The organism is Vibrio galatheae (assembly GCF_000967545.1).
Taxonomy (GTDB): Bacteria; Pseudomonadota; Gammaproteobacteria; order Enterobacterales; family Vibrionaceae; genus Vibrio; species Vibrio galatheae.
Genome location: NZ_JXXV01000016.1, coordinates 340,240 through 362,093, shown reverse-complemented (window position 1 = coordinate 362,093; position 21,854 = coordinate 340,240). Strand labels below are relative to the sequence as shown.

The 21,854-nt window shown below is 46.0% G+C and carries 21 protein-coding genes; 6 read left to right on the top strand and 15 right to left on the bottom strand.

Going from position 1 to position 21,854, the window contains the following annotated elements:
* Positions 1-49: 49 nt before the first annotated feature.
* The 7 genes from TW81_RS10310 to TW81_RS10280 all read right to left on the bottom strand — a co-directional run bounded on the left by TW81_RS10310 (position 50) and on the right by TW81_RS10280 (position 6,708).
* Positions 50-1,078 carry a succinylglutamate desuccinylase gene (locus TW81_RS10310; RefSeq protein WP_045955613.1) on the bottom strand — a complete coding sequence of 343 codons (1,029 nt, stop codon included), beginning with the start codon at positions 1,076-1,078 and terminating at the stop codon, positions 50-52.
* Between the two features lie 233 nt (positions 1,079-1,311).
* Positions 1,312-3,102, bottom strand: coding sequence for a M3 family oligoendopeptidase (locus TW81_RS10305; RefSeq protein WP_045955612.1), 1,791 nt, complete (start codon positions 3,100-3,102; stop codon positions 1,312-1,314).
* A gap of 13 nt (positions 3,103-3,115) precedes the next feature.
* Positions 3,116-3,748 carry a histidine phosphatase family protein gene (locus TW81_RS10300; protein WP_045955611.1) on the bottom strand — a complete coding sequence of 211 codons (633 nt, stop codon included), beginning with the start codon at positions 3,746-3,748 and terminating at the stop codon, positions 3,116-3,118.
* Positions 3,741-4,283, bottom strand: a complete 543-nt coding sequence (gene cobU / locus TW81_RS10295; RefSeq protein WP_045955610.1) for a bifunctional adenosylcobinamide kinase/adenosylcobinamide-phosphate guanylyltransferase — start codon at positions 4,281-4,283, stop codon at positions 3,741-3,743. Before cobU ends, TW81_RS10300 begins: the two co-directional genes overlap by 8 nt.
* Positions 4,283-5,056, bottom strand: a complete 774-nt coding sequence (locus tag TW81_RS10290; protein ID WP_045955609.1) for an adenosylcobinamide-GDP ribazoletransferase — start codon at positions 5,054-5,056, stop codon at positions 4,283-4,285. Before TW81_RS10290 ends, cobU begins: the two co-directional genes overlap by 1 nt.
* The gene (cobT, locus tag TW81_RS10285; protein ID WP_045955608.1) at positions 5,056-6,087 is read right to left on the bottom strand and encodes a nicotinate-nucleotide--dimethylbenzimidazole phosphoribosyltransferase; all 1,032 of its coding nucleotides are present in this window, start codon (positions 6,085-6,087) and stop codon (positions 5,056-5,058) included. The genes TW81_RS10290 and cobT overlap by 1 nt, the downstream gene beginning before the upstream one ends.
* Before the next feature lie 9 nt (positions 6,088-6,096).
* Positions 6,097-6,708: a flavin reductase family protein gene (locus TW81_RS10280; RefSeq protein WP_045955607.1), complete on the bottom strand. Its 612-nt coding sequence runs from the start codon at positions 6,706-6,708 to the stop codon at positions 6,097-6,099.
* A gap of 596 nt (positions 6,709-7,304) precedes the next feature.
* Between TW81_RS10280 and TW81_RS10275 the strand changes: the two genes are divergently transcribed.
* Positions 7,305-7,916: a Rossmann-fold NAD(P)-binding domain-containing protein gene (locus TW81_RS10275; RefSeq protein ID WP_084715854.1), complete on the top strand. Its 612-nt coding sequence runs from the start codon at positions 7,305-7,307 to the stop codon at positions 7,914-7,916.
* Positions 7,917-8,112: 196 nt separating this feature from the next.
* On the opposite strand, the gene TW81_RS10270 is transcribed toward TW81_RS10275, so the two are convergent.
* The 6 genes from TW81_RS10270 to rbsD form a co-directional block, all read right to left on the bottom strand.
* Positions 8,113-9,123 carry a substrate-binding domain-containing protein gene (locus tag TW81_RS10270; RefSeq protein WP_045955605.1) on the bottom strand — a complete coding sequence of 337 codons (1,011 nt, stop codon included), beginning with the start codon at positions 9,121-9,123 and terminating at the stop codon, positions 8,113-8,115.
* A 15-nt stretch (positions 9,124-9,138) separates the two neighbouring features.
* A complete protein-coding gene (rbsK, locus tag TW81_RS10265) occupies positions 9,139-10,059 on the bottom strand; it encodes a ribokinase (RefSeq protein WP_045955698.1) in 921 nt (306 codons plus the stop codon).
* A gap of 177 nt (positions 10,060-10,236) precedes the next feature.
* Positions 10,237-11,115: a ribose ABC transporter substrate-binding protein RbsB gene (rbsB, locus tag TW81_RS10260; protein WP_045955604.1), complete on the bottom strand. Its 879-nt coding sequence runs from the start codon at positions 11,113-11,115 to the stop codon at positions 10,237-10,239.
* Between the two features lie 77 nt (positions 11,116-11,192).
* The gene (gene rbsC / locus TW81_RS10255; protein WP_045955603.1) at positions 11,193-12,176 is read right to left on the bottom strand and encodes a ribose ABC transporter permease; all 984 of its coding nucleotides are present in this window, start codon (positions 12,174-12,176) and stop codon (positions 11,193-11,195) included.
* The gene (gene rbsA / locus TW81_RS10250; RefSeq protein ID WP_045955602.1) at positions 12,173-13,678 is read right to left on the bottom strand and encodes a ribose ABC transporter ATP-binding protein RbsA; all 1,506 of its coding nucleotides are present in this window, start codon (positions 13,676-13,678) and stop codon (positions 12,173-12,175) included. Before rbsA ends, rbsC begins: the two co-directional genes overlap by 4 nt.
* A 24-nt stretch (positions 13,679-13,702) precedes the next feature.
* A complete protein-coding gene (gene rbsD, locus TW81_RS10245) occupies positions 13,703-14,122 on the bottom strand; it encodes a D-ribose pyranase (RefSeq protein ID WP_045955601.1) in 420 nt (139 codons plus the stop codon).
* A 477-nt stretch (positions 14,123-14,599) separates the two neighbouring features.
* Here rbsD and sbcB point away from each other — a divergent pair, with 477 nt between their 5' ends.
* The 4 genes from sbcB to cdd all read left to right on the top strand — a co-directional run bounded on the left by sbcB (position 14,600) and on the right by cdd (position 18,319).
* Positions 14,600-16,024: an exodeoxyribonuclease I gene (sbcB, locus tag TW81_RS10240; protein WP_045955600.1), complete on the top strand. Its 1,425-nt coding sequence runs from the start codon at positions 14,600-14,602 to the stop codon at positions 16,022-16,024.
* Positions 16,025-16,153: 129 nt separating this feature from the next.
* A complete protein-coding gene (locus TW81_RS10235) occupies positions 16,154-16,519 on the top strand; it encodes a CidA/LrgA family protein (RefSeq protein ID WP_045955599.1) in 366 nt (121 codons plus the stop codon).
* Positions 16,519-17,196, top strand: coding sequence for a CidB/LrgB family autolysis modulator (locus TW81_RS10230; RefSeq protein WP_045955598.1), 678 nt, complete (start codon positions 16,519-16,521; stop codon positions 17,194-17,196). Before TW81_RS10235 ends, TW81_RS10230 begins: the two co-directional genes overlap by 1 nt.
* A 235-nt stretch (positions 17,197-17,431) precedes the next feature.
* Positions 17,432-18,319 carry a cytidine deaminase gene (gene cdd / locus TW81_RS10225; protein ID WP_045955697.1) on the top strand — a complete coding sequence of 296 codons (888 nt, stop codon included), beginning with the start codon at positions 17,432-17,434 and terminating at the stop codon, positions 18,317-18,319.
* 48 nt (positions 18,320-18,367) lie between these two features.
* Here the strand turns inward: cdd and TW81_RS10220 are convergent, their stop codons facing one another.
* On the bottom strand, positions 18,368-19,570 hold the full coding sequence (locus TW81_RS10220) for a cyclic di-GMP phosphodiesterase (protein ID WP_045955597.1): 1,203 nt from the start codon (positions 19,568-19,570) through the stop codon (positions 18,368-18,370).
* A gap of 278 nt (positions 19,571-19,848) precedes the next feature.
* Between TW81_RS10220 and purT the strand changes: the two genes are divergently transcribed.
* Positions 19,849-21,024 carry a formate-dependent phosphoribosylglycinamide formyltransferase gene (gene purT, locus TW81_RS10215; RefSeq protein ID WP_045955596.1) on the top strand — a complete coding sequence of 392 codons (1,176 nt, stop codon included), beginning with the start codon at positions 19,849-19,851 and terminating at the stop codon, positions 21,022-21,024.
* 60 nt (positions 21,025-21,084) lie between these two features.
* Here the strand turns inward: purT and TW81_RS10210 are convergent, their stop codons facing one another.
* Positions 21,085-21,738, bottom strand: coding sequence for a thiopurine S-methyltransferase (locus TW81_RS10210; protein ID WP_045955595.1), 654 nt, complete (start codon positions 21,736-21,738; stop codon positions 21,085-21,087).
* Positions 21,739-21,854 lie beyond the last annotated feature (116 nt).

Sequence of the window (21,854 nt, the reverse complement as noted above, 5' to 3'; positions counted from 1 at the left end):
CGATACCGTTAAGCCATTAAAATAGAAAGCTTGCCAACAGAATAGTTGATCAATCGTATACTATCTGCCCTTCTTCATAACGTGTTTTGACCGGACACACCATCAAGGCGGCACGCTGACCAATGGCGACATGACGGTTAGGGAATACGATTGCCTCACCTTCATTTTTGGCCATTAATGGTTTATCACCATCATGACCGAATACTTCACCGTGCTTAAACGCGGTGAAATTTTCAACGTTGTCGTCAAATAGGAAATCAAAATCGTCATGGATGCGAACTATGGTGCGACTGACACGATACATAATCGGCTTACGGGGTAAATGCTCTGATTCACTGTTTGAAACCAGATCACGCAGTGCAAGATCAAACGCCACCAGTTTATCTAGCTCGTTTTCACCGATTCTTGCCACTCGCCCTAACTCGACCGTGAGCGCCTGAGCGCCAAAGTTTTCGGCACTAAACCAACTAAAGGTACTTGACGGCGCGTTAGAAAACATCACCGCATCAAGATGAGCACTCGCAACAAACTTCATCAAGGCTTCACCGCGTACCGGGTGACGAACTTTCGGGCTGACGACAAATGAATAGTGCTTAGAAAGTCGGATTGCGCAGTGTAGATCAAGGTGCCAACGCTTATCTTGCGGAGTGTCTTGATAAAACTCTGTAACGACTCGTTTTAAGTCTTTGGCTATCTCTAACTCTTTAGAAGGTTGGTATTCTTTGTCATCAAACAGACGATTCAGATTGGTTTCGATAAAACGTGTATGAGCATTAGTCGCTTCAGGATGAGCATTGATAAACAGCAAACGTTCTGTCACGGGTTGAAAACCCGTTTGGATATCCGTGATGATTTTATCGGCAATTTCCATCGGTGCGGTTTCATCGCCATGAATACCACATGAAATAATGATGTGTTTACTGTCCGCTGTCAGGTTGGCAGGAATCACCTCCAACACACCACGTTGATGTAATTTAAAGACAACTCCACCAGCTACGGTTAGCTCACCGGCTGGCATTTCTTGTTCTAAGTCTAAGCTGTCAAAAAGAAAAGATTGGCGAAAGAGGGTTTTCGTCATGCGCTACTCCTTTATTGCACAGCGGGTATGTTAATGAATTGCTCAGACAAATTATGTAGAAGTGATCCCACTTATTGACACAAATCGTGTGCCTCATCGTAATTTATCCAATTCCTCTCCTTACGGAGATTAAGAATTATCTCGCTGTACGAAATTAGCCGAGCATTCGCTCGGCTAATTGATGTTTGCAAATCATCTCATTAAATGAGATTTCTTGGCTATAGTATCGTGATTTATTCTTGATCTAACAACAACTCAAATTGATCAATTTTTTCTTTTACACGATCAATGCTCTGCTGCCAGAAATCTGGCTTAGATAAATCCATACCAAGGTGTTTACCCACCACCTCTTCAGCCATCATTGAGCCTGTGTCACGCAGCAGATTGACATAGTCAGTATAGAACTGTGCGCCCTTGCTGGTTCTCTGCGCATAGACGCCAATACTGAATAAATAACCAAACAAATACGGATAATTGTAAAAGCTGACTTCAGAGATAGAAAAATGCAGTTTGCTCGCCCAAAAATAAGGATCTGGCTCTGACATCGAGTCACCATACCACTCAGTCCACGTTTCACTCATCAATTGGCACAGTTGCGACGGGGTAAATTCGCCGCCACTGCGTTGCTCGTAAAAACGTTTTTCGAATTCAAAACGCACTGGAATGTTGACCATTAACGCGTAACAACTCGACAGCTCTTCCCATAACATTTCGAGTTTTTCCTCACGGCTTTCCACTTGTTCAAGCAGATAATCGCGAACAACATTCTCAGCAAAGATAGACGCGGTTTCTGCTAGCGTCATCGGGTAGCGAGTTTGACATAACGGCATGTCACGCATAACCCAGTTATGGAAGGCATGACCAAGCTCATGCGCCAATGTCAGTAGATCAGAGCGGCTACCACCCCATGTCATAAAGACCAAAGGCGTTCTTGTCGCGGCAAACTTGGTGCAGTAAGCGCCAAGTCGGCGATTTTCTGTTGGTTCCGCGTCTATCCAACCGTTTTCAATCATGACGTCGACAAATTCGGCCATCTCTGGATCTACGTGAGAAAATGCAGCACGAATAATTTCGATCGCCTGATCAAAACGATAAACCGTCGGCTCAGCTTGGGTAAGGCTAGGCATACCTGCTAATTGATTCCAAGGACGCATCTGCTCTAAACCATGGACACGCGCCATCAGCCTGCCAGCCTTTTGTCCAATTTCACGATTTTGTTTGGCCACTGACATCATGGCATCTAAAGTTTGCGGCTGAATACGACTCTCATGCAAACTGGGATCGAGGAAATGGACATCAGTTTGGCTCGAGCGTTTCTGATATTCAGTTAAACGCCAGCCTGACAATGCATTTAATATTGCAGCAAACGACTCTTGATTCTCGGCCATCGCCTGTTGTATGCCTCGCCATGCGGGTTCTTGGCGATCAAAGTCTGTGCCGTACAAGATGCTGGCAGCTTGCGAAAAACCCATTTTGCTTTGTTGCTCATCACCGAGGGTAACCTGCAGTGAACCGGTAATGTTGTCATACAACCTACCCCATGCATCGCGCCCATCCACTTCCATCGCTGTGAGAAGCTGCTCTTCTGCCACACTCAACTTGGTCGCTGCGAGCTTACGCGTACATTCAATTTGAAATGCTTGACCGGCGACATCTGGGCTATCATGGTTTAGCACATCAGTAATAAAACTATCAGGTGCTTTGGTGAGTGTATTCTCGTAAGGCGCAAAGGCTTGTGAAAGCTCAGAATTCAACTTAGCCACTCGCCCTACCAAAGCTTTCGCCTCAGAGTCGGTCGCATCGATTGAAGCATGGCACTGGGCGAAAGTATTGATGGTCGCTAAAAGCTGGCCCGCAGCTTCGCTAGTCTGAATTGCATTCTGTGCCACCGAGACGGAATCTCGGTTATCTACATGTAGGTCCAATGCCTGAATACACTGTTTGATCAGTACAATATCTTGTTCAATTTTTGGGTCATTAAGATCTTGATAAGCAATGGATAAATTCCAGCTAGGTGCAGTCATTCTATTTCCTTAGTTATCCGGTTAACGGTTTCCCTATCGTGCAAACCCGAAAGTAAATCTGGTCTGCATTGGTGATCTGTATGTGCGTTAATGATTGATGAGCAATATTCAACGTCGAGTAAAGCGCGGCGTTGCGCCAGTCTAAGTTGAGTAGACAAGCAAGAATCATTCTTATCGTACCGCCATGGCAGACGATTAGTGTGTCTTTGTCGACAGTTTTAGCAAATGCTTGCCAAGCGTTAGACACTCGGCAATAAAAATCACCCAACGGCTCCGCACTAGGTAATGGATTCTTGCTTGGATTTTGCCAAAACGCATCCAATAGCGGCCATGATGATTTGGCCTGCTCAAACGGCACACCATCAAGCACGCCAAAATACATCTCCTGCCAATCTTGATTTACATCCAGCAGCAACTCAGGTTGGCTCGCCTTAATTTGCTCGGCCAATTCGCGACATCGCTTAAGTGGAGAAGTTTGCAACGCAGAAAACTGCAGCGCCTCTTTGAGTAAACTGTGGCAAATGGCCTGTTGCCTATCCGCAGCCACTGCTACGTCCGTGTGGCCATAAAGCGCTGGCTCGCCAACTGTCTTACCGTGGCGAACCAGATAAACATTGAAGGTTTGCGCTACCGTTATTTCATCCATCGGTTGACCCCTTGAGCGGCATGGGTAAACCTGCGGCAACAAATGTCACCTTATCAGCAATACGAGCAATAGCTTGGTTCGTCCACCCAGCATGGTCAACAAACAAGCGCGACACTTGCCCGAGAGGAATCACCCCTAACCCCACTTCATTAGACACCAATATAATATCTGCCTGAGATTGCTCTAGAGTTTTCGTTAATCGCACTACTTGCTGCTTTATCTTGGTCTCATGCAAAGTTTCGCCATCATTATAAATGATGTTGTTGATCCACAAGGTCAAACAGTCAACCAGCACCACATCTTGGTCGCTAAATGTAGCCAACAAGTCGGGTAATTGAATTGGACACTCGTGTTCCACCCACTCCTCATCACGTGACGCTTGATGATGTGCAATACGCTTTTTCATCTCATCATCAAAAGCAATCGCCGTCGCCACATAATGTTTCGCTTTTTGGCTACTTAGCTTCTGTGCTTGAGCTTCGGCAAAACTTGATTTGCCGGAGCGTGCGCCTCCCAAAACCAAGTGGATCGTCATTAGCTGTGCCCCCATATTGCTAGCAAAGTGAGATAGATTAGTATTTCAGAGAGTTGTTGAGCTGCGCCGAGGCAGTCGCCTGTAAAACCACCGAGGCGAGCCGTTAACCAGCTCTTAAACAGCATTCTAAACACCAGCATGACGGTAATCAGCCAAAGCGTGATCGTCAGTCCTAGCAGCAAACAAGGTAAAACACCGGTAACGAGTAGGACGGACAATTCGAGTCTAGATTGTTGCTGAGCAAGCGGCTTGCTCTTACTGCCATCCGTAGCGCTGACATATGGCATGTCATAGATTAGAGATGCTGCGATAGCACGACTTAACGCGTAGGCAATCACGATGACCACTAGGGTATGTTGGTAATGTATCAGCTCAGACAGCAAGACAAATTTTGCCAGCAGTGCCATTATTAATGCGCTCGCACCATAGGTGCCAATCCGGCTATCTTTCATAATCGTCAGACGGCGCTCCAACGTCATACCGCCGCCAATACCATCTGCCATATCGGTCAAGCCATCTTCGTGAAAGGCCCCAGTGAGCAACAAGCTAAACACCATCATAACCAAGATGGCAACACTCGCCGGAAATAGCAACTGGGCTCCCCATAACACCAGCGCGCATAAAACGCCAAGCAAAACGCCAACCGCAGCGAAGTATCGCCCAGCTTGGTTCATGCGCTGCTCACTGTAAGGAATGCCTTGTGGTATGGGAAGACGAGAAAAGAACCCCAATGCCAGCATAAACAATTGATATTGATACTTGAGCATAGCCATCAATCGACAACCACACCCGCTTCTTCAAAGCTTGCCATGTGGTTATAAAATTCAGCGGCGGCACGTATCAATGGCATCGCCAGTACGGCACCTGTTCCCTCACCCAAACGTAGCGAGAGATCAAGTAGAGGTTGAGCATTGAGTTCACTCAGTAGAGCTTGATGACCCACTTCATGGGACTGATGGGCAAAAATCATCACATCACGACATGTTGGTTCAATCAAGCATGCGGCGTAGGCCGCGGCAGAGACAATAAAACCATCGACTATGACCGGTGTATTGCTTTCGCGCGCAGCAAGGAATCCACCGACCATCTGCACAATTTCAAACCCGCCAACTTCGGCTAATACCTCGACAACGCTAAGGTCTTCACAACGAGATACCGCTTTGGTTACCAGTTCGACTTTTTTCGACCATTGCTGATCGCTAATGCCCGTGCCACGCCCGACACAATCGCTCGCTTCTTTGCCACTTAGCGCACTTAAAATCGCCGCTGCACTGCTGGTGTTGCCGATGCCCATTTCACCAAACATCACGATATTGGAACCGGACTCAATGACACGTTTTACCAAGGCTTTACCCAATGCGATTCCGCGTTCAGCCGTCGCAACCGTCATCGCGGCTTGCTGAGCAAAATTGTGTGTCCGTGAACCCAATCGTTGGACAATAAAATCCTCCGATGAATGGTCAACGGGCAGCAGAATCCCTGCATCGACAACTTTAAGCGCAACCTGATTAGTGCGACAGAAACAATTGATGGCCGCGCCACCAGCAAGAAAGTTGAGCACCATCTGCTGAGTCACTGCACTTGGTGCAATACTTACGCCTTCATCAGCGATGCCATGATCGCCGGCAAAAACGATGGCGGTCGGTTGATTGATCTCAATCTCAGTGACAGCGTCACAAGAATACTGGCTTTGAATGAGTGCAATTTGGTGAGCGAGCATTTCCAATTGGCCAAGCGCACCAAGCGGTTTGGTCTTTTGATTAATACGATGCCAAATGGCATCCGAATGAGTTTGATCAAGCATAATTAGGAGTTACTTAGGTCGAGCGACAGAAAATACGTTATCAATGGTGGCATATTGGCTGCCACCTAAACGAGAAAGCGGATTTACTTTGAGAGCGTCAATCACAAGGCGGTCACTACGCTCACCGATAACATCTGGGTCAATGTAGGCTTTCTCAATCTCAGCAAATATCAAGCTTTGCGGTGTTTCACCTATCTCTTTGACCTCGTAAAGTTTACATGCAAACGCAATCGGACACGCTTTTACGCGCGGCAAATCGAAGCCGTCAAAGTCGACAAGTTCTAACTCCGCCGCCTCTACTTCTGAGTCCCCATGTACCAATGTAGCGGCAGTTTGAGTCACCTCAGGGGCAGAATCTTGGTGGGCGATATGAACCACCATGCGGCCTGTTTCTAATACGTTGCGGGTGGTGTCTTTTATCTCTCCGGTCGGCTTTTTACCCACTGAAAACATCAATAAGGGCGGATTACTGGAGATAGGCGTAAAGTAAGAGAATGGCGCTAGGTTGTAATTGCCTTGTTCCGAGTCGGTCAATACCCAGGCAATCGGTCTCGGAATGACCGTTTGGGTCATCAAATGATAGATTTGAGTCGGTGCCAGTGTGCTAAGTTCAATGTTCATCCTTAATGCTTCCTCGCGATTCCTATTGAGGTCAGTGTAACTTGAAATCAAACAGTTAACACCCTTAATCCACCGCCCCCTTGCTTGTATTTGTTAGCGATATATAGCGGTTGATTTAGCCAACCATGAAATTTTTCATCATTTTAGCCTATCCTTATTTATGGGAGTGCGCTTACAACGGCATAAACTGTGCATTGAATTTGTCGTGACATTGTTTTCTCCCATTTGATAGCGCAAGGAGGTTTTATGACTGCTAATCAAACATCGAAAAAACAACAACAGAATAAACCAAAACAACGCAAACAAAACAAAGTCCCTCTTTCCTTAACATAACCAAGCAAACTAGACCTCGCCAAGCGCGGGGTCTACTAAAGTTTGTCACCCAGCTAACTTCATCTCAGCATCAACCGAACATTGTATGCCACGGTCAACTAAAATTGGATTAGATCACAGACATTGAGCGATGAATGTTAGATGCTCAAACTTTGATTCATGCGACTGTTGGAAAAGGTTGATTAATCTTGGGAACATCAAACAATTTCACTGTGATTATCGCTGGTAGCACCGGATTAATTGGCAACGAGCTGATTAAACAGATGTTAGAGCAAGACCCGATTGAACATATCTATGCTCTGTCGCGACGTAAACTGCCCTTCTTTCACCCTAAACTGGAAGAATTTCTCCACCCAGAACTTCGCATCCAAAGCTGGGATGAAAGCAAACCTCGTCCTAAATATGGGTTTATTTGCTTGGGCACGACGCTAAAACAAGCGGGTTCAAAACAGGGGCTGGAAAGAATCGATTATCAATTAGTGTGTGATGTCGCCCAAGAGATGAAACTGTTAGGAGTGACTGATTTGGCCGTCGTGTCGAGTTATGGCGCTTCAGCTCGTTCGCTGTCTCATTACCTAAGGTGTAAAGGAAAAATGGAACTCACCATAGAACGAATGGACTTCGAGCGTGTGGTGTTTGTCAGGCCGGGGCCGTTGAAAGGGCTAAGAGAAACTCCACGCAAAGATGAGGTTATTACACAAACCATGCTGATGATCTGTCAGCCATTGATGCTAGGTCCTCTCGCCAAATTTATTCCCATTGATGCTTCTGATGTAACGTTGGCTATGCAGTACGCGCTGCTCTCCCCCGGCAAGAGAAAACGACAAACTTTAGACACGACTGAGATGCGACAATTGATCAAACAATACCGTTAATATTCGTTCGTCTGATAATGTAAGGTAAATGGCTATCAAACCACTGATTGATAACGTGCTTGCAGGGTTTATTCGACCTGATTACGAGTTGCCAATGAAGACGGCCGAGTAAACTTCCCCATGATGTTGACATCATTAAGCAATGAAGCTTAATACCGCAATAATATCTCAATTATTAGTAATTGGATTCGTTGTATTAGCTATCTAATCGCTTTACGCTTTTACGTTCGACCAATGTTGGTTCTAACTGTACCACCTGTGGCTCCAGCGTTTTTTCGTCTAACTTTCTCAATAGTGTTTCTACCGCCGCTTGCCCTAGACGGTATTTGGGCTGGTGAATCGTCGTTAACGAGGGTGACATATATTTAGAAATATGGATGTCGTCATAGCCAATAATTGACAGCTGCTCTGGTATGGCGATGCCTAACTCATTGGCTGCATTGATGACTCCCATCGCCATCATATCGTTAGAAACAAAGAGCGCACTAGGCAGTGCTCCCTGCTCTGCCATTTTTTTCAGTGCTTGATAGCCGCCTTCACATTCAAAGTCAGATTCAATAATCCACTCGGAATGAAACTCAAATTGAGCTTCATTGAGTGCCCGCTTATAGCCTTCATAACGCATTTGGGCTTGGTGCTTAGTAAGAGGGCCTGTGATACAACCGATTTGTTTATGACCACAGTCGATAAGGTATTTTGCCGCCAGATAACCACCACGAAGTGAGTTGTCTTGGATTTTATCGCAGGTAAACAGCATTGGCCCCCAATCCATAACAACGACTGGGATATCTGGGTAACTCTCGAAGATGTCTAAGCGCTCACCTTCCAGCGATGAACACATCAAAATCAATCCATCGACTCGCTTTTGCAACAACGTATTGATGGAATCACGCATGCGTTCATTGTCGCCTTCAGTGTTACACAAGATTAGGCTGTAGCCTTTTTGATAACAGCTACGTTCAACACCTTTTACCACTTCGCCAAAAAACGGGTTGGTTGAGGTGGTGACCAACATGCCAATCGTTTTAGTTCGATTGACTTTGAGGCTACGCGCCACAGCCGATGGCGCGTAGTAATTGAGTTCTTTTGCTGCGCTAGTGACGCGTAGGGAGATCTCTTCACTGACGAAGCGAGATTTGTTAATAACATGACTCACCGTTGACGTAGAAACCCCAGCCAATTTTGCGATGTCTTTCATCGTCGCCATGTTATTACTCCCTGTTTATTGAAATTGCGCCAGAAACGCATCGACTTCTTCACGGTTTGGAATAGAGGTTTGTGCACCAAAACGAGTTACTGAGATAGCCGCCGCTGCATGAGCAAACTTAATAGCTGATTTTAAAGGTAAATCTTCTAATAGACCAGCAACGAGTGCACCATTGAACGTATCCCCAGCGGCGGTGGTGTCCGTTACTTCAACCCGGAAACCAGGAATGATGTCACCGCGTCCATTAATGCTCAACCAAACACCTTTTGCACCGAGAGTAATCATCACAATTTCAATGCCTTTTAAATGCAATACATTGGCGGCTTGTTGGGCACTGGCGTTATCTGTCACCGTTACACCCGTTAATACTTCGGCTTCGGTTTCATTCGGAGTAATCACATCAATGTTAGACAGCAACTCATCGGACAATTCGTGTGCTGGCGCAGGATTTAAAATTACATTGGTCTTGGCTTCTTTAGCGATTCGCGCCGCTTTCTCGATGCCACACATTGGCGTTTCCAACTGCATCAGCAAGTAGTCCGCTTGACGGATGCGTTCTAAATCTGGCTCGATTGCCTCTGCGGTGAGTTTGGCGTTCGCTTCAGCCGAAATGCAAATGCTGTTTTCACCACTATCGGTGACTTGGATCATCGCAATACCTGTCGGACAGTTAGGCTGTATCTTTACGCCAGTAATGTTGATCCCGCCCAGCTTAAAGTTTTCGCGAATATTGATGCCGAACGAGTCATCACCTACGCATGTGATAAAACCGATATCAGCATTTAATCTTGCCGCCGCCACAGCTTGGTTGGCACCTTTGCCTCCGGGAATGACTTGATAATTGTGACCGTGGAGCGTCTCGCCCGGGCGAGGAAAAGAAGGCACTTGAAGAACATGGTCAGCGTTTACACTACCTAATACCACTAACTTATTCATACGGTTATCCTCGGTTCTAAGTGAACCCTTGTAGAAAATGTAACAGATGACTTTGGCTTTTTTACTAAGTAAGGAGCAATAAAAAGCCACAGGCATCTACTCTCGCTCTCTCCTCTCCAACAACACAATTTGGCGGAGGAGAGAGCAAGAAATTACAACAGATTACTCAGTGTGAACTTATTTAGTCACCACTTTAAGCGGCACAGGGATGTACTCCTCCACTTGCTCGCCTTTCAATACTTTGTCTGCGGTTGCGACACCTAACGCGCCAATAAGCTCAGGTTGCTGAGCAATCGTCGCTGCAAGCTTGCCACGATTAACCGCCGCAATGCCGTCGTCGGTTCCGTCAAAGCCGACAATGACAACATCTTTGCCCGAAGCTTGAACTGCGCGAAGTGCTCCTAGTGCCATCTCATCGTTTTGCGCAAACACCGCTTGAACATCAGGGTTAGCCGCCAGTAGGTTTTCCATGACATTCAAACCTTTAGTTCGGTCGAAGTCTGCAGGCTGGCTAGCAAGTAAGTTCATTTCACTACCACCAACCGCGTTCATAAAGCCCTCACCTCGTTCACGCGCAGCAGAAGTACCAGCGATACCTTCAAGTTGAATAACTTTCGCTTTCATGCCCACTTTTTCAACGATGTAGTTACCCGCCATTTCACCGCCGACGACGTTATCAGACGCGATGTGACTTACCACTTCACCACGACTTGCACCACGATCTAGCGTTAATACTGGAATCTTAGACTGGTTGGCCATACGAATCGCGTTCGACACTGCATCTGAATCCGTTGGGTTGATCAGAATTGCCTTTACACCACGAATAGTCAGATCTTCAATATTTGAAAGTTCTTTACTCGGGTCATTTTGTGAGTCCAATACAATCAAGTCGTATCCCAGTTCTTTCGCTTTTGCTTCTGCACCCTCTTTCATCGTTACGAAGAACGGGTTATTTAGCGTAGAGACCACGATCGCCATTGTGTCCTGAGCTTGCACCGCGATAGACACAGTTGAAGAAAGAAGTGCAGCAGAGATGAGAGTTGCGAGTTTTTTCATCGTTCTAGTCCTTTGTGTAGGGTGAGCTAGAAAGCGTTATCTAGCTCGGTTTATATTCAAGAGTTGTTGGTTGTGAATTACTTGTTTTTGTTATCGACCAAAACCGCGAGCAAGATAACCACAGCTTTGGCAATCATTTGGTAGTAAGAAGAAACATCGAGTAAGTTGAGCGCATTGTTCAAGAAACCGATGATCAGCGCACCAATCAGCGTACCCATGATGCGACCTTTACCGCCCATCAAGCTGGTACCGCCCAGAACCACCGCCGCGATAGCATCTAGCTCGTAGCCCATACCTGCCGTTGGCTGCGCCGAAGAGAGACGAGAGGTGACGATAATGCCTGCAAGCGCGGCCAACATACCGCAGATGGCATACACACCAATCTTCACTCGGTCTACGTTGATACCAGATAAGCGAGTTGCTGACTCGTTACCACCAAGCGCATAAACATAGCGGCCAAATCGAGTGTGGTTAAGGAGATACCAAGCCGCAGAAAACACAATCACCATCAGCCAAACTGGCACCGGAATACCTAGTGCGTAACCTGTACCAAACCAAGCGAAGGCATCAGTTGTGTCAGTAAATCCGGTTGAGATTGGACGGCCATCGGTGTAAACCATGGTCACACCGCGTAATAACGTCATGGTAACCAGCGTAGCGATAAAGGCTTGCACCTTGCCTTTCGCAATGATGATGCCGCTGATTGCACCCAGTGCTGCACCTGCAAACAGCGCCGTTGGAACCGCAATCAACACCGGAACTTCTAGTGCAATCATGCTCGCGGCAAACGCACCACAGAGGGCAAGTACCGAGCCCACACTTAAGTCGATGCCCGCGGTGAGGATTACCAGTGTCATACCCACCGCAATGATCGCGTTAACTGAGGTTTGACGCAGGATGTTAAGAATATTGTCTACCGTAAAAAAGTTGGGGTTCAAAAATGACACAACTACTATTAAAAATAGCAACGCAATCAGCGACTTTTGCTCAATCAGCCACGCTTTTGTGAACAGCTTTTTGCTGCCAGCTTGGTTTGGTTGGCTCATGGTATTAGTACTCATGCTGCTTCCTCATTGATCTTCTTACCCACGGCACAAGCGAGTAGTGTTTCTTGATCGGCGTCTTTTGCGTCAAATTCGCCCGTAATACGACCTTCATGCATCACTATGATGCGGTCACTCATACCTAGCACTTCTGGCATCTCAGAAGAAACCAAGATGATGCTCATGCCATCGGCTTTAAATTTGTTAATTAGTTGGTAGATTTCTTTCTTCGCGCCGACATCAACACCGCGAGTTGGCTCATCTAGAATCAGCACCTTAGGCTTGGTCATTAGCCCTTTTGCGATGGCTACTTTTTGTTGGTTACCGCCAGATAGATTGCCGATGACTTGGTCGCGGCTAGGGGTTTTGATATTGAAAAGAGTAATGAAGTCTTCAACCGCTACGACTTCATTACCATGCTGGATTTGAAAGCCTTTGGTGAACTTATCTAATGCACAAAGAGACATGTTCTCTTTCACTGATAACCCCAGCACTAAACCGTCACCTTTACGGTCTTCCGAAATATAAGCAATTCCGTTGGCTAACCCGTCCTGTGGGCTAACCGGATTAATGGTTTTGTTGTCTAAGTTGATAACTCCACGCTCACTCGGCAGCGCACCGTAAATCACTTTCATTAGTTCCGTACGGCCAGCGCCCATCAAACCAGATACGCCAAGAATCTCACCACGCTGAAGCGTAAAACTCACATCGGAAACACCCGAGCCTGTTAACCCGACGACTTCAAGGCAAACCTCACCATGAGTCACATCAATTCGCGGGTATTGCTCTTCCAGCTTACGCCCGACCATCATCTCGATCAGTCCATCTTCGTTGGTTTCTGTTACTTGACATTGACCAATAAACTTACCGTCACGCAGGACAGTAATATCATCACAGATTTCGAAGATTTCTTTTAAGCGGTGAGAGATATAAACAATGCCACAGCCTTGATCACGCAATTCGTTAATCACTTTAAACAGCGATTCAGTTTCATGGTCTGTCAATGCATCCGTTGGCTCATCCATGATGATGACCTTAGATTCGAACGATAGTGCTTTGGCAATTTCCACCATTTGTTGCTCGCCAAGGCTCAAATCACCAAGCAACGTTTTGGAAGAGTGTTTTACATTAAGACGTTGTAGAAGCTCGTCCGCTTGTTTGTACATTTTGTCCCACTGAATACGTCCCAACGTGCCAGTAAATTCACGGCCTAGGAAGATATTTTCTGCAATCGTCAGTTCTGGGATCAGATTTAACTCTTGGTGAATAATACTGATGCCAGCCTGCTGAGAGTCACGTGGACCTTTAAACGCCGCTGGCTGACCTTGATATTGAATGCTACCAGTATCCATGTGGTAGATACCCGTAAGCACTTTCATCAAGGTCGACTTCCCTGCTCCGTTCTCACCCATAAGCGCCATTACCCGACCTGGGTAAACATTAAGGCTGGCCTTGTCCAGCGCCTTAACACCCGGGAACGCTTTCTCGATGTCGCTGAGTTGTAGAATGGCTTGAGTCATAATTTGTCCTCAATTAGTTGTGGTCTAAAACACCACGCCAGCTTGGAAAATCACGTTCGCGTAAGGTGTACACTCGCCAGTTCTAACCACAGCGCGGCTTTGTTCTGTACGAGCTTTAAAGGCTTCGTGCGTTACGTAGTCAATCGTGATTTGCTTGCCAGTGAGCTCGCTCTCTTTAGTTAACTCAGTGATCAAGGCGTCATGGTGAACCGGGCTAACATTTGCGAACTCTTCAGCAATGATGACCCCTTCAATTTGCGATTCAGAAAGAATCACGCGCACCGTATCAAGGAAACCAGGAACGCCATGAGTCAACGCTAAATCAATGCGTTGCACGTGGTCAGGTATTGGCAGGCCCGCATCACAAATGGTGATTTCGTCGGTATGGCCCAACGTTGCCACCAAGTAAGAAATTTCTGAGTTAATTAAGTTGCTTTTTTTCATTTTATCGACCTTTCGGTTACACGTTCATACAACTGTGAGTGTCTATCTGGAGTTTTTTCTAATTGACAGAAAACTCATCGAAACGTTTCGATGTAGATAATAGAACAGCAAAGTGAATTGAACAGATAGAGATATATAAGGTGTGAGAATGATCCGCAATTGACGTTAATGTCATGAACAAAAAGCCATCGCGGTCACAGTTTTCCATCGAAACGTTTCGACAAATGACGAATTTCAGCCGTAGCCCCTTTATACATCAACAATTAAAACTGGATGCCGATAGAAAAATGAATACGAAACTCATCTCTTTCAGGGGAATCTAACCCATAAGCAAAGTCCACTTTAAGTACGCTCACAACAACTTGAGAACTGAATGAATTTTTGTCACTCAGTTTAAGATCCGACTAACTCCATTGCCTTGTTGCGATGGCAATGGTCTAATATCGCCGTGAATGACAAACCCTTGGTAAAGAGATAATGCAACAAGCGCAGCAACCTACGTTTTTCTTTTTTGACTATGAAACGTGGGGAACCAGCCCGGCCAAAGATCGTCCGTGTCAATTTGCGGGTGTTCGAACCGATATGGATTTCAATATTATCGGCGAGCCGCTTGTGATTTATTGTCAACCTCCTGCGGATTACCTACCCGCCCCTGAAGCCGCGTTAATTACTGGAATCACACCTCAAACCGCAGAAGCGCAAGGTCTTACTGAGCCAGAGTTTATTGCCAAGATTCATCAACAATTGGCCATGCCCAATACCATCAGCTTGGGTTACAACAGCATTCGTTTTGATGACGAAGTCACACGTTACACTTGCTATCGTAATTTCATTGACCCGTATGCATGGAGCTGGCAAAACGGCAACTCGCGCTGGGATTTACTTGATGTTATGCGTGCTTGCTATGCTCTGCGTCCTGAAGGCATCAACTGGCCTGAAAACAATGAAGGCTTTATTAGCTTTAAGCTGGAACATCTTTCTGTCGCTAACGGCATTGAACACGAAAACGCGCACGATGCGATGGCCGATGTGATCGCCACCATCGAGATGGCCAAAAAGATAAAAGCAGCGCAGCCAAAATTGTTTGATTACTTCCTGAGTATGCGTCACAAACGTAAGCTCAATGAGCTGATCGACATTGTTAACATGACGCCGCTTATGCATGTTTCAGGCATGCTTGGCAAAGAGTGTAACTACACCAGTTGGATAGTCCCAGTCGCTTGGCATCCAACCAATCAAAATGCGGTAATCTGTGTCGATTTAGCCAAAAATCCGCAAGCACTTCTTGACTTAGATAGCGATCAGCTCAACCAACGTCTGTATACAAAGCACGCCGATTTAGCACCTGACGAGCTTCCAGTGCCAGTAAAACTGGTTCATTTAAACAAGTGCCCTATCCTCGCGCCTGCCAAAACGTTAACCGCCGAGAATGCTGAAATCATTGGCATTGACCGCCAGCAATGTTTAGACAATTTAGCTTTGCTTCGTCAACATCCAGAAATTCGGGAAAAGCTTATTGGCGTTTATGCCCGTGAGAGGGATTACGAAAAAAGTGGTGACGTTGATACCATGCTGTATGACGGTTTCTTTTCTCCTGCCGATAAAGCAGCAATGGACATTATTCGCGAAACCGAGCCAAACAACCTTGCCGCGCTAGATATCACATATAGTGACGAACGTATTGCACCTCTGCTTTTCCGCTACCGTGCACGTAATTTTCCGTGGACGCTTGATGAAGCAGAGCAACATCGCTGGGCCGCTCATTGTCGTGAGTACTTCGAAAGTCGTATTGAAGAGTACATGCTCAATCTGGAAAACTTGGTTCATGAACATGAAAGTGACGAGAAGAAAATTGCGATCTTAAAATCTATCTACCAATACGTACAAAAACGAGTATCCTAGTTACTTCAAAGTCCTGCACCCTACAACCTAGCCTAATTTCACTCATAACACTCAAAATACGAGGTTAGGCATTTGAATAATTCGAACTGACCGTTTTATGTTGGTTCAGCAGTTGGACGATTCTACACCATGGCGAAAACTTTGCTTCAATACGTCGTATCTATGGGGCTGATATTTTTGTGTCTCATTGCGGGCATTAATATTCAACATTTATTAGGTACTGCAATCCCTGGCAGCATCATCGGTATGCTCATTTTGTTCGGTCTGTTGGCAAGCGGGCTTGTCCCTTCAGATTGGGTGAAACCCGGCGCGTCACTTTTCATCCGCTACATGGTTTTGCTGTTTGTCCCTATCAGTGTGGGATTGATGGAGCATTTCGATATGTTGCTCGCCAATGCTGTGCCGATTTTGGCAAGCGCCGTTGGTGGTACACTCATTGTGCTGGTCGTACTCGGCTTAATGCTCGATCGTATGCTTAAGGGAGGACAAAAATAATGTGGTTACTGGTCACTATCATTGTCTTCTTTTCTGCTCGCTGGTTATGCCAGAAATTTAATAGTCCCTTTATGAATCCTTTGCTGGTCAGTCTTGCAGTGTTAATCCCGCTGCTGACTTACCTCAAAGTGCCGTTTGAAAGCTATTATGCAGACAATCAGTGGATAAATTATTTGCTCCAACCCGCTGTTGTCGCGCTCGCTTACCCGCTTTATGAACAACTCCCCCAAATACGTGCTAACTGGCGTATCATTATGTTGGCATGTGGCGTAGGTAGTGTGATGTCGATGCTCACTGCCAGTATGATTGCCGTCTATTTGAATGCGGATATTTCACTGATTGCCAGCTTACTCGGCAAATCAGTCACTACACCGATTGCGATGGAAGTGTCGAGCAATCTGGGGGGAGAACCCGCAATCGCTGCGATCTTAGTTTTGATTGTCGGTCTGTTTGGCGCGATCATGGCCTACCCTATCTATAACTTACTTAATATCACCCACCCTATTGCCAAAGGTTTAACTATGGGTACCGTTTCTCATGCGCTCGGTACTGCAACCTGCGCTGAAAAGGATGGACAAGATGCCGCATTCAGTTCTTTGGCATTAGTGGTATGCGGTGTTATTACTTCGATACTCGCACCATCCTTTTTCACTTTTGCGCTTTGGCTGGCTAATTAATTGACATAGAGCCTCTATTCGATGGCTCAGTTCATAATCCGATCAGTCTGCAATCGTTATCATGTGTGAGCTCACTCAAATAATGAAACGAACAATGATATTACATTTATTTTTGTGACATATATCTCCGACATATTCTCTACTTTACATAAAATGTAATACCAATATCGGAGTTTACACCCTGTTTATGGCTCTAAACTCAAAGATATCAACAATGTTTATTAAAGGACTCACTATGAGAAGCCGCATTGAACAGGCGCTATCTGAAGTGCCAAAAAACGTAGCAGATTTTCTATCTCCTATTCTTCTTGCTGACGATTTTGACGCAACGCTTTCTTCAGAGCAATTTGAGCAACTGTTAGCAATCTCTGGCCTTGAGGATGCTGAACTACGTGTTGCACTACTTCCATTTGCTGCTGCTTATTCTTATGCTCCGCTTTCTAAGTTTTATGTTGGCGCGATTGTCCGTGGTCTGTCGGGCAAGCTGTACTTTGGTGCGAACGTCGAGTTTGAAGGCGTTCAACTTGGTCAAACCGTACACGCAGAACAAGCGGCCATTAGCCACGCATGGATGAAAGGCGAACAAGGTGTTGCAGATATAACCATTAACTTCAGCCCATGTGGCCACTGCCGTCAGTTTATGAACGAGTTGTCCACGGCCGATAAACTTGAAGTGCAATTGCCGCAAAGAGACAGTAAGAGCTTACAAGAATACTTGCCTGAATCATTTGGCCCAGCCGATTTAGGTATCAAGTCCGGACTGATGACTCGAGTTGATCACGGTAAGTCCAGCGATGAAAATGACGAATTGCTTCAACTTGCCATTGCAGCACTAAACCGTAGCCACGCACCTTATACTCATAATTTGAGTGGTGTTGCACTGAAAATGAAAGATGGCAAAGTATATCAAGGGGCGTACGCTGAAAACGCGGCGTTTAATCCAAGCTTACCACCGTTGCAAGTTGCGCTGATTCAATTGCTACTTGATCGTCAGTCGTTATCCGATATTGACTCGGCAGCGCTAGTTGAAGTTGAAGACGGCACCATTAGCCACTTAGCCAACACGCAAGCGACGCTGGACGCTCTCAATCCAGATATTCCAATCACCTACTTGGAACTATAAATGAACAAAGGCGCTGATACAGCGCCTTTTGTTTTCTTTCAATGTTACTCACACATCGTAGAAAGGTTTGGGGTCAACTTCGAGCTGTGAAGGGGAGATCGCTTTGTTGATCGTCAATTGGGCGTTTTTCATATCAACAAAATTAACATCCACAAATCGGTGATATTTACGCGAGTAAAAACACTTGATCTCCGGTCGCAGTGGCTGAGATGGATTCGACGTCCAAACAATTCCAACACGGCCATCACTAAGTTCAACCAGCGCACCAACAGGAAATATCCCGATACAGTTGATAAATTTATACACTAACTCTCGATCCAAATGGTTTGGAGTTAGGCTGAGGAGAATTTTAAAGGCTTCTGCTGGACTCATACCCTGCTTGTAGCAGCGATCAGCAGTTAACGCGTCGTAAATATCCACAATGCAGCTCATTCGCCCGTGCAGTGGAATTTGGTCCGCTGTTAAGCCTGCTGGGTAACCATTGCCATCGAGCTTCTCGTGATGCATTAAACAAACATCGCGACTGACATCGCCAAGTCCAGTGACCGTGTTAATGATATCTTTCGCATACACCTGATGAAGCTTCATGTGTTCGAACTCTTCAGGAGTAAGTCGTGCTGGCTTGTGTAACACTTTATCGTCCACTTTGATCTTACCAACATCGTGGATAATGCCCCCAATCGCCAACTGCTTGAGCGTCTCTTTTGCCAGCCCAAGGTGCTTACCAAATGTGACGAGTAATGTTGCAACATTGACTGAATGTTCAAGCAAATACTCATCTTTATTGCGCAGTGCTGAAACACAATGCAGCGCATCAGAATCAAGTAAGATCGACTCAATCATATCTTCCGCTAGATCATCAAGTTCGGAGACATGGATGGTTTTTCCCTCGAAAGTTTGCGTCAAAATTTTGCTGGCAATACCCTTCGCTTCCCGAATGATTTTTGTCGCTTTCTTCTGTTGCGAAAAACGGCTGACAGTTTTACGTTTGAGTGGAGTGGCTGCTTCTTCAGGAAGGGCTGGCTCCGTTAGCTCAACGGGCTTGAACACACTGCCTGCTGCGGACAACTTTTTGTCAACCCATGCATATTTAACGCCTTTTTTAATCAGCTGATTGAGCGCCTTTTCAGATGGTACACGCCCGGCACTGGCAAGGTTAACCCGTTTACTGTCTTCAATCGCTGTCACAAACATACCAACAGTCAATGTATCTATTGAGATTTTAATCGAGTCTTCTGGGTCGAACTGCATGAAACGAATAGCCGTGTAGATTTGCAATGATTAATTTCGGATGATTATACGCCTAAAACACAGCCATTCAGTAATAATTATTCTCATATAATTAACAAAACACTCAAAATGTCACACAAAATTAAGACGCGTGCCATCCTAAGATCTTAACTTGAGCACAAAACAACCAACCAGACATCATTTGGCTTAAAATCGCCAAAGCAAACGTTTGCTTTTTGTTTTTGAATACGTATTATGCTCGGAAAACTCTCTATTCCTCTCAATTTACAAGGTTAATTATGTTCGGTACTGCTACAGCCAATAGTTCAACTCGTGTCTTACTCCTAGGTTCAGGTGAATTGGGGAAAGAGGTTGCCATTGAATGCCAACGTCTTGGTCTTGAAGTGATCGCCTGTGATAGATACGCTAACGCGCCAGCAATGCAAGTCGCTCACCGCAGCTACACGCTAGATATGCTTGATGGCGATGCCCTGCAGGCGATAATCGAGAAAGAACAACCTGATTACGTTGTACCTGAAATCGAAGCGATTGCCACCGACAAACTTGTACAGTTAGAAGCACAAGGCTTGAATGTTGTACCCACAGCCAAAGCAACCAAACTCACAATGAACCGCGAAGGTATTCGCCGTCTAGCCGCAGAGGAACTCAATTTAACCACTTCGCCATATCAATTTGCCGATAACTATCAAGAATTTGTTTCGGCTGTTGAAAGCGTAGGTCTACCATGCGTCTGCAAACCAGTGATGAGCTCTTCGGGTAAAGGGCAAAGTGTGCTCAAAACACCTCAAGATGTCGATCAAGCTTGGGATTACGCTCAGCAAGGCGGTCGCACTGGCGCAGGTCGCGTCATCGTTGAAGGCTTTATTGACTTTGATTATGAGATTACCCTGTTAACCGTACGTGCCGTTGACGGCGTACATTTCTGCGCACCGATTGGTCACCGTCAAGAAGATGGGGATTACCGCGAGTCGTGGCAGCCACAACAGATGAGCGAACAAGCGCTCGCCGCTGCACAAGACGCGGCAGGCAAAGTCGTTGATGCTTTAGGTGGATATGGCATATTTGGTGTTGAACTGTTTGTTAAAGGTGATCAAGTCATCTTCAATGAAGTCTCTCCTCGCCCCCACGACACTGGCTTAGTGACTCTGATGTCGCAAGACAGTTCTGAGTTTGCCCTACATGTGCGCGCGTTCACTGGCTTGCCTATTGCTGGAATCACTCAATATGGCCCTGCTGCCTCAGCGGTAATCTTAGGCCAAGGTCACTCGAACGACCTTCGCTACATCGGCCTTAAAAACGCGTTAGCCGTACCACAAACTCAGGTGCGTCTATTTGCCAAGCCAGACATCAATGGCCGACGCAGATTAGGGGTGGCTATCACACGCCGTGATTCAATTGAAGATGCGATTGAAGCGGCCAAAGCCAGCGCCACTAAAGTGAAAGTCGTTTATTAATAGCGATAGAAAAAAGGCTTGGTCGTCTTTGCCAAGCCTTTCCGTTCACCTTCAGTTTACTCATTCCGAGTGTTCAATTAAGTACACTTCTTCAACAAATCGAGCGCCTTCATGCTTAGCAATTTTAGGGTGCTTTTCTGCCTCGAGGTTACTCTCTAGTTTAGTAATTTTAAAGCCTTGGTAAAGTGCTCTAACTTCAGATTCTGGCACAGCAAACGGAGGTCCTGGCATCAAATCTTGCTCGTAGTCCAATGTCACAAGCAAAACGCGCCCTCCCGATTTCAACAATGTTTTGATTTTGTCCACGTACGCCGCTCGCATCTCTGAAGGCAGCGCCACTAGTGATGCGCGATCGTAAATAATGTCGACCGGCTTAATCGGCGCAGTAAAAAAGTCACCGACATAAATCGACAACTCATCAAATTGAAAGAGCTCATGCTGACCGCCAATTGGCATCACCATTGGGGTGTAAAAATGTTCAGCAAAGAACGCACGCACCGCAATATTACTTAGCTCAACGCCCTGCACATCCGTATGTTTGGTCGCCAGCCAAACTAAATCTTCTGATTTACCACACAGGGGCACAAATACCGTCTCTTCTTGGTTTGGACTCGTATGCTGCCAGTATTTGATTAAAAGTGGATTCACATCTTCAAGATGAAAACCGATTTGGTTGGCGGCCCATTTACCATGCCAAAACTCCGGGTCTTTCATTCTATTTCTCTATTGCTGACTTTGTAGCGCATAGCGTAGCTGAAACTCCTATCAAGTGGTATCCCTTATCTTTATGCCGCAATCGAACGTTCAACTTCGGTTCACCTGCTTGAGTT

What these genes read in the sequence shown, in the direction of transcription:
- TW81_RS10210 (WP_045955595.1), bottom strand. Translation starts at nt 21,738, where the DNA reads ATGAAAGACCCGGAGTTTTGGCATGGTAAATGGGCCGCCAACCAAATC.
- rbsK (WP_045955698.1), bottom strand. Translation starts at nt 10,059, where the DNA reads ATGAATAAGTTAGTGGTATTAGGTAGTGTAAACGCTGACCATGTTCTT.
- TW81_RS10235 (WP_045955599.1), top strand. Translation starts at nt 16,154, where the DNA reads ATGGCGAAAACTTTGCTTCAATACGTCGTATCTATGGGGCTGATATTT.
- rbsB (WP_045955604.1), bottom strand. Translation starts at nt 11,115, where the DNA reads ATGAAAAAACTCGCAACTCTCATCTCTGCTGCACTTCTTTCTTCAACT.
- TW81_RS10220 (WP_045955597.1), bottom strand. Translation starts at nt 19,570, where the DNA reads ATGCAGTTCGACCCAGAAGACTCGATTAAAATCTCAATAGATACATTG.
- TW81_RS10290 (WP_045955609.1), bottom strand. Translation starts at nt 5,056, where the DNA reads ATGGCTATGCTCAAGTATCAATATCAATTGTTTATGCTGGCATTGGGG.
- cobU (WP_045955610.1), bottom strand. Translation starts at nt 4,283, where the DNA reads ATGACGATCCACTTGGTTTTGGGAGGCGCACGCTCCGGCAAATCAAGT.
- TW81_RS10270 (WP_045955605.1), bottom strand. Translation starts at nt 9,123, where the DNA reads ATGGCGACGATGAAAGACATCGCAAAATTGGCTGGGGTTTCTACGTCA.
- rbsD (WP_045955601.1), bottom strand. Translation starts at nt 14,122, where the DNA reads ATGAAAAAAAGCAACTTAATTAACTCAGAAATTTCTTACTTGGTGGCA.
- cobT (WP_045955608.1), bottom strand. Translation starts at nt 6,087, where the DNA reads ATGCTTGATCAAACTCATTCGGATGCCATTTGGCATCGTATTAATCAA.
- sbcB (WP_045955600.1), top strand. Translation starts at nt 14,600, where the DNA reads ATGCAACAAGCGCAGCAACCTACGTTTTTCTTTTTTGACTATGAAACG.
- TW81_RS10275 (WP_084715854.1), top strand. Translation starts at nt 7,305, where the DNA reads ATGTTAGAGCAAGACCCGATTGAACATATCTATGCTCTGTCGCGACGT.
- TW81_RS10300 (WP_045955611.1), bottom strand. Translation starts at nt 3,748, where the DNA reads ATGGATGAAATAACGGTAGCGCAAACCTTCAATGTTTATCTGGTTCGC.
- TW81_RS10280 (WP_045955607.1), bottom strand. Translation starts at nt 6,708, where the DNA reads ATGAACATTGAACTTAGCACACTGGCACCGACTCAAATCTATCATTTG.
- TW81_RS10305 (WP_045955612.1), bottom strand. Translation starts at nt 3,102, where the DNA reads ATGACTGCACCTAGCTGGAATTTATCCATTGCTTATCAAGATCTTAAT.
- TW81_RS10230 (WP_045955598.1), top strand. Translation starts at nt 16,519, where the DNA reads ATGTGGTTACTGGTCACTATCATTGTCTTCTTTTCTGCTCGCTGGTTA.
- TW81_RS10310 (WP_045955613.1), bottom strand. Translation starts at nt 1,078, where the DNA reads ATGACGAAAACCCTCTTTCGCCAATCTTTTCTTTTTGACAGCTTAGAC.
- rbsC (WP_045955603.1), bottom strand. Translation starts at nt 12,176, where the DNA reads ATGAGTACTAATACCATGAGCCAACCAAACCAAGCTGGCAGCAAAAAG.
- rbsA (WP_045955602.1), bottom strand. Translation starts at nt 13,678, where the DNA reads ATGACTCAAGCCATTCTACAACTCAGCGACATCGAGAAAGCGTTCCCG.
- cdd (WP_045955697.1), top strand. Translation starts at nt 17,432, where the DNA reads ATGAGAAGCCGCATTGAACAGGCGCTATCTGAAGTGCCAAAAAACGTA.
- purT (WP_045955596.1), top strand. Translation starts at nt 19,849, where the DNA reads ATGTTCGGTACTGCTACAGCCAATAGTTCAACTCGTGTCTTACTCCTA.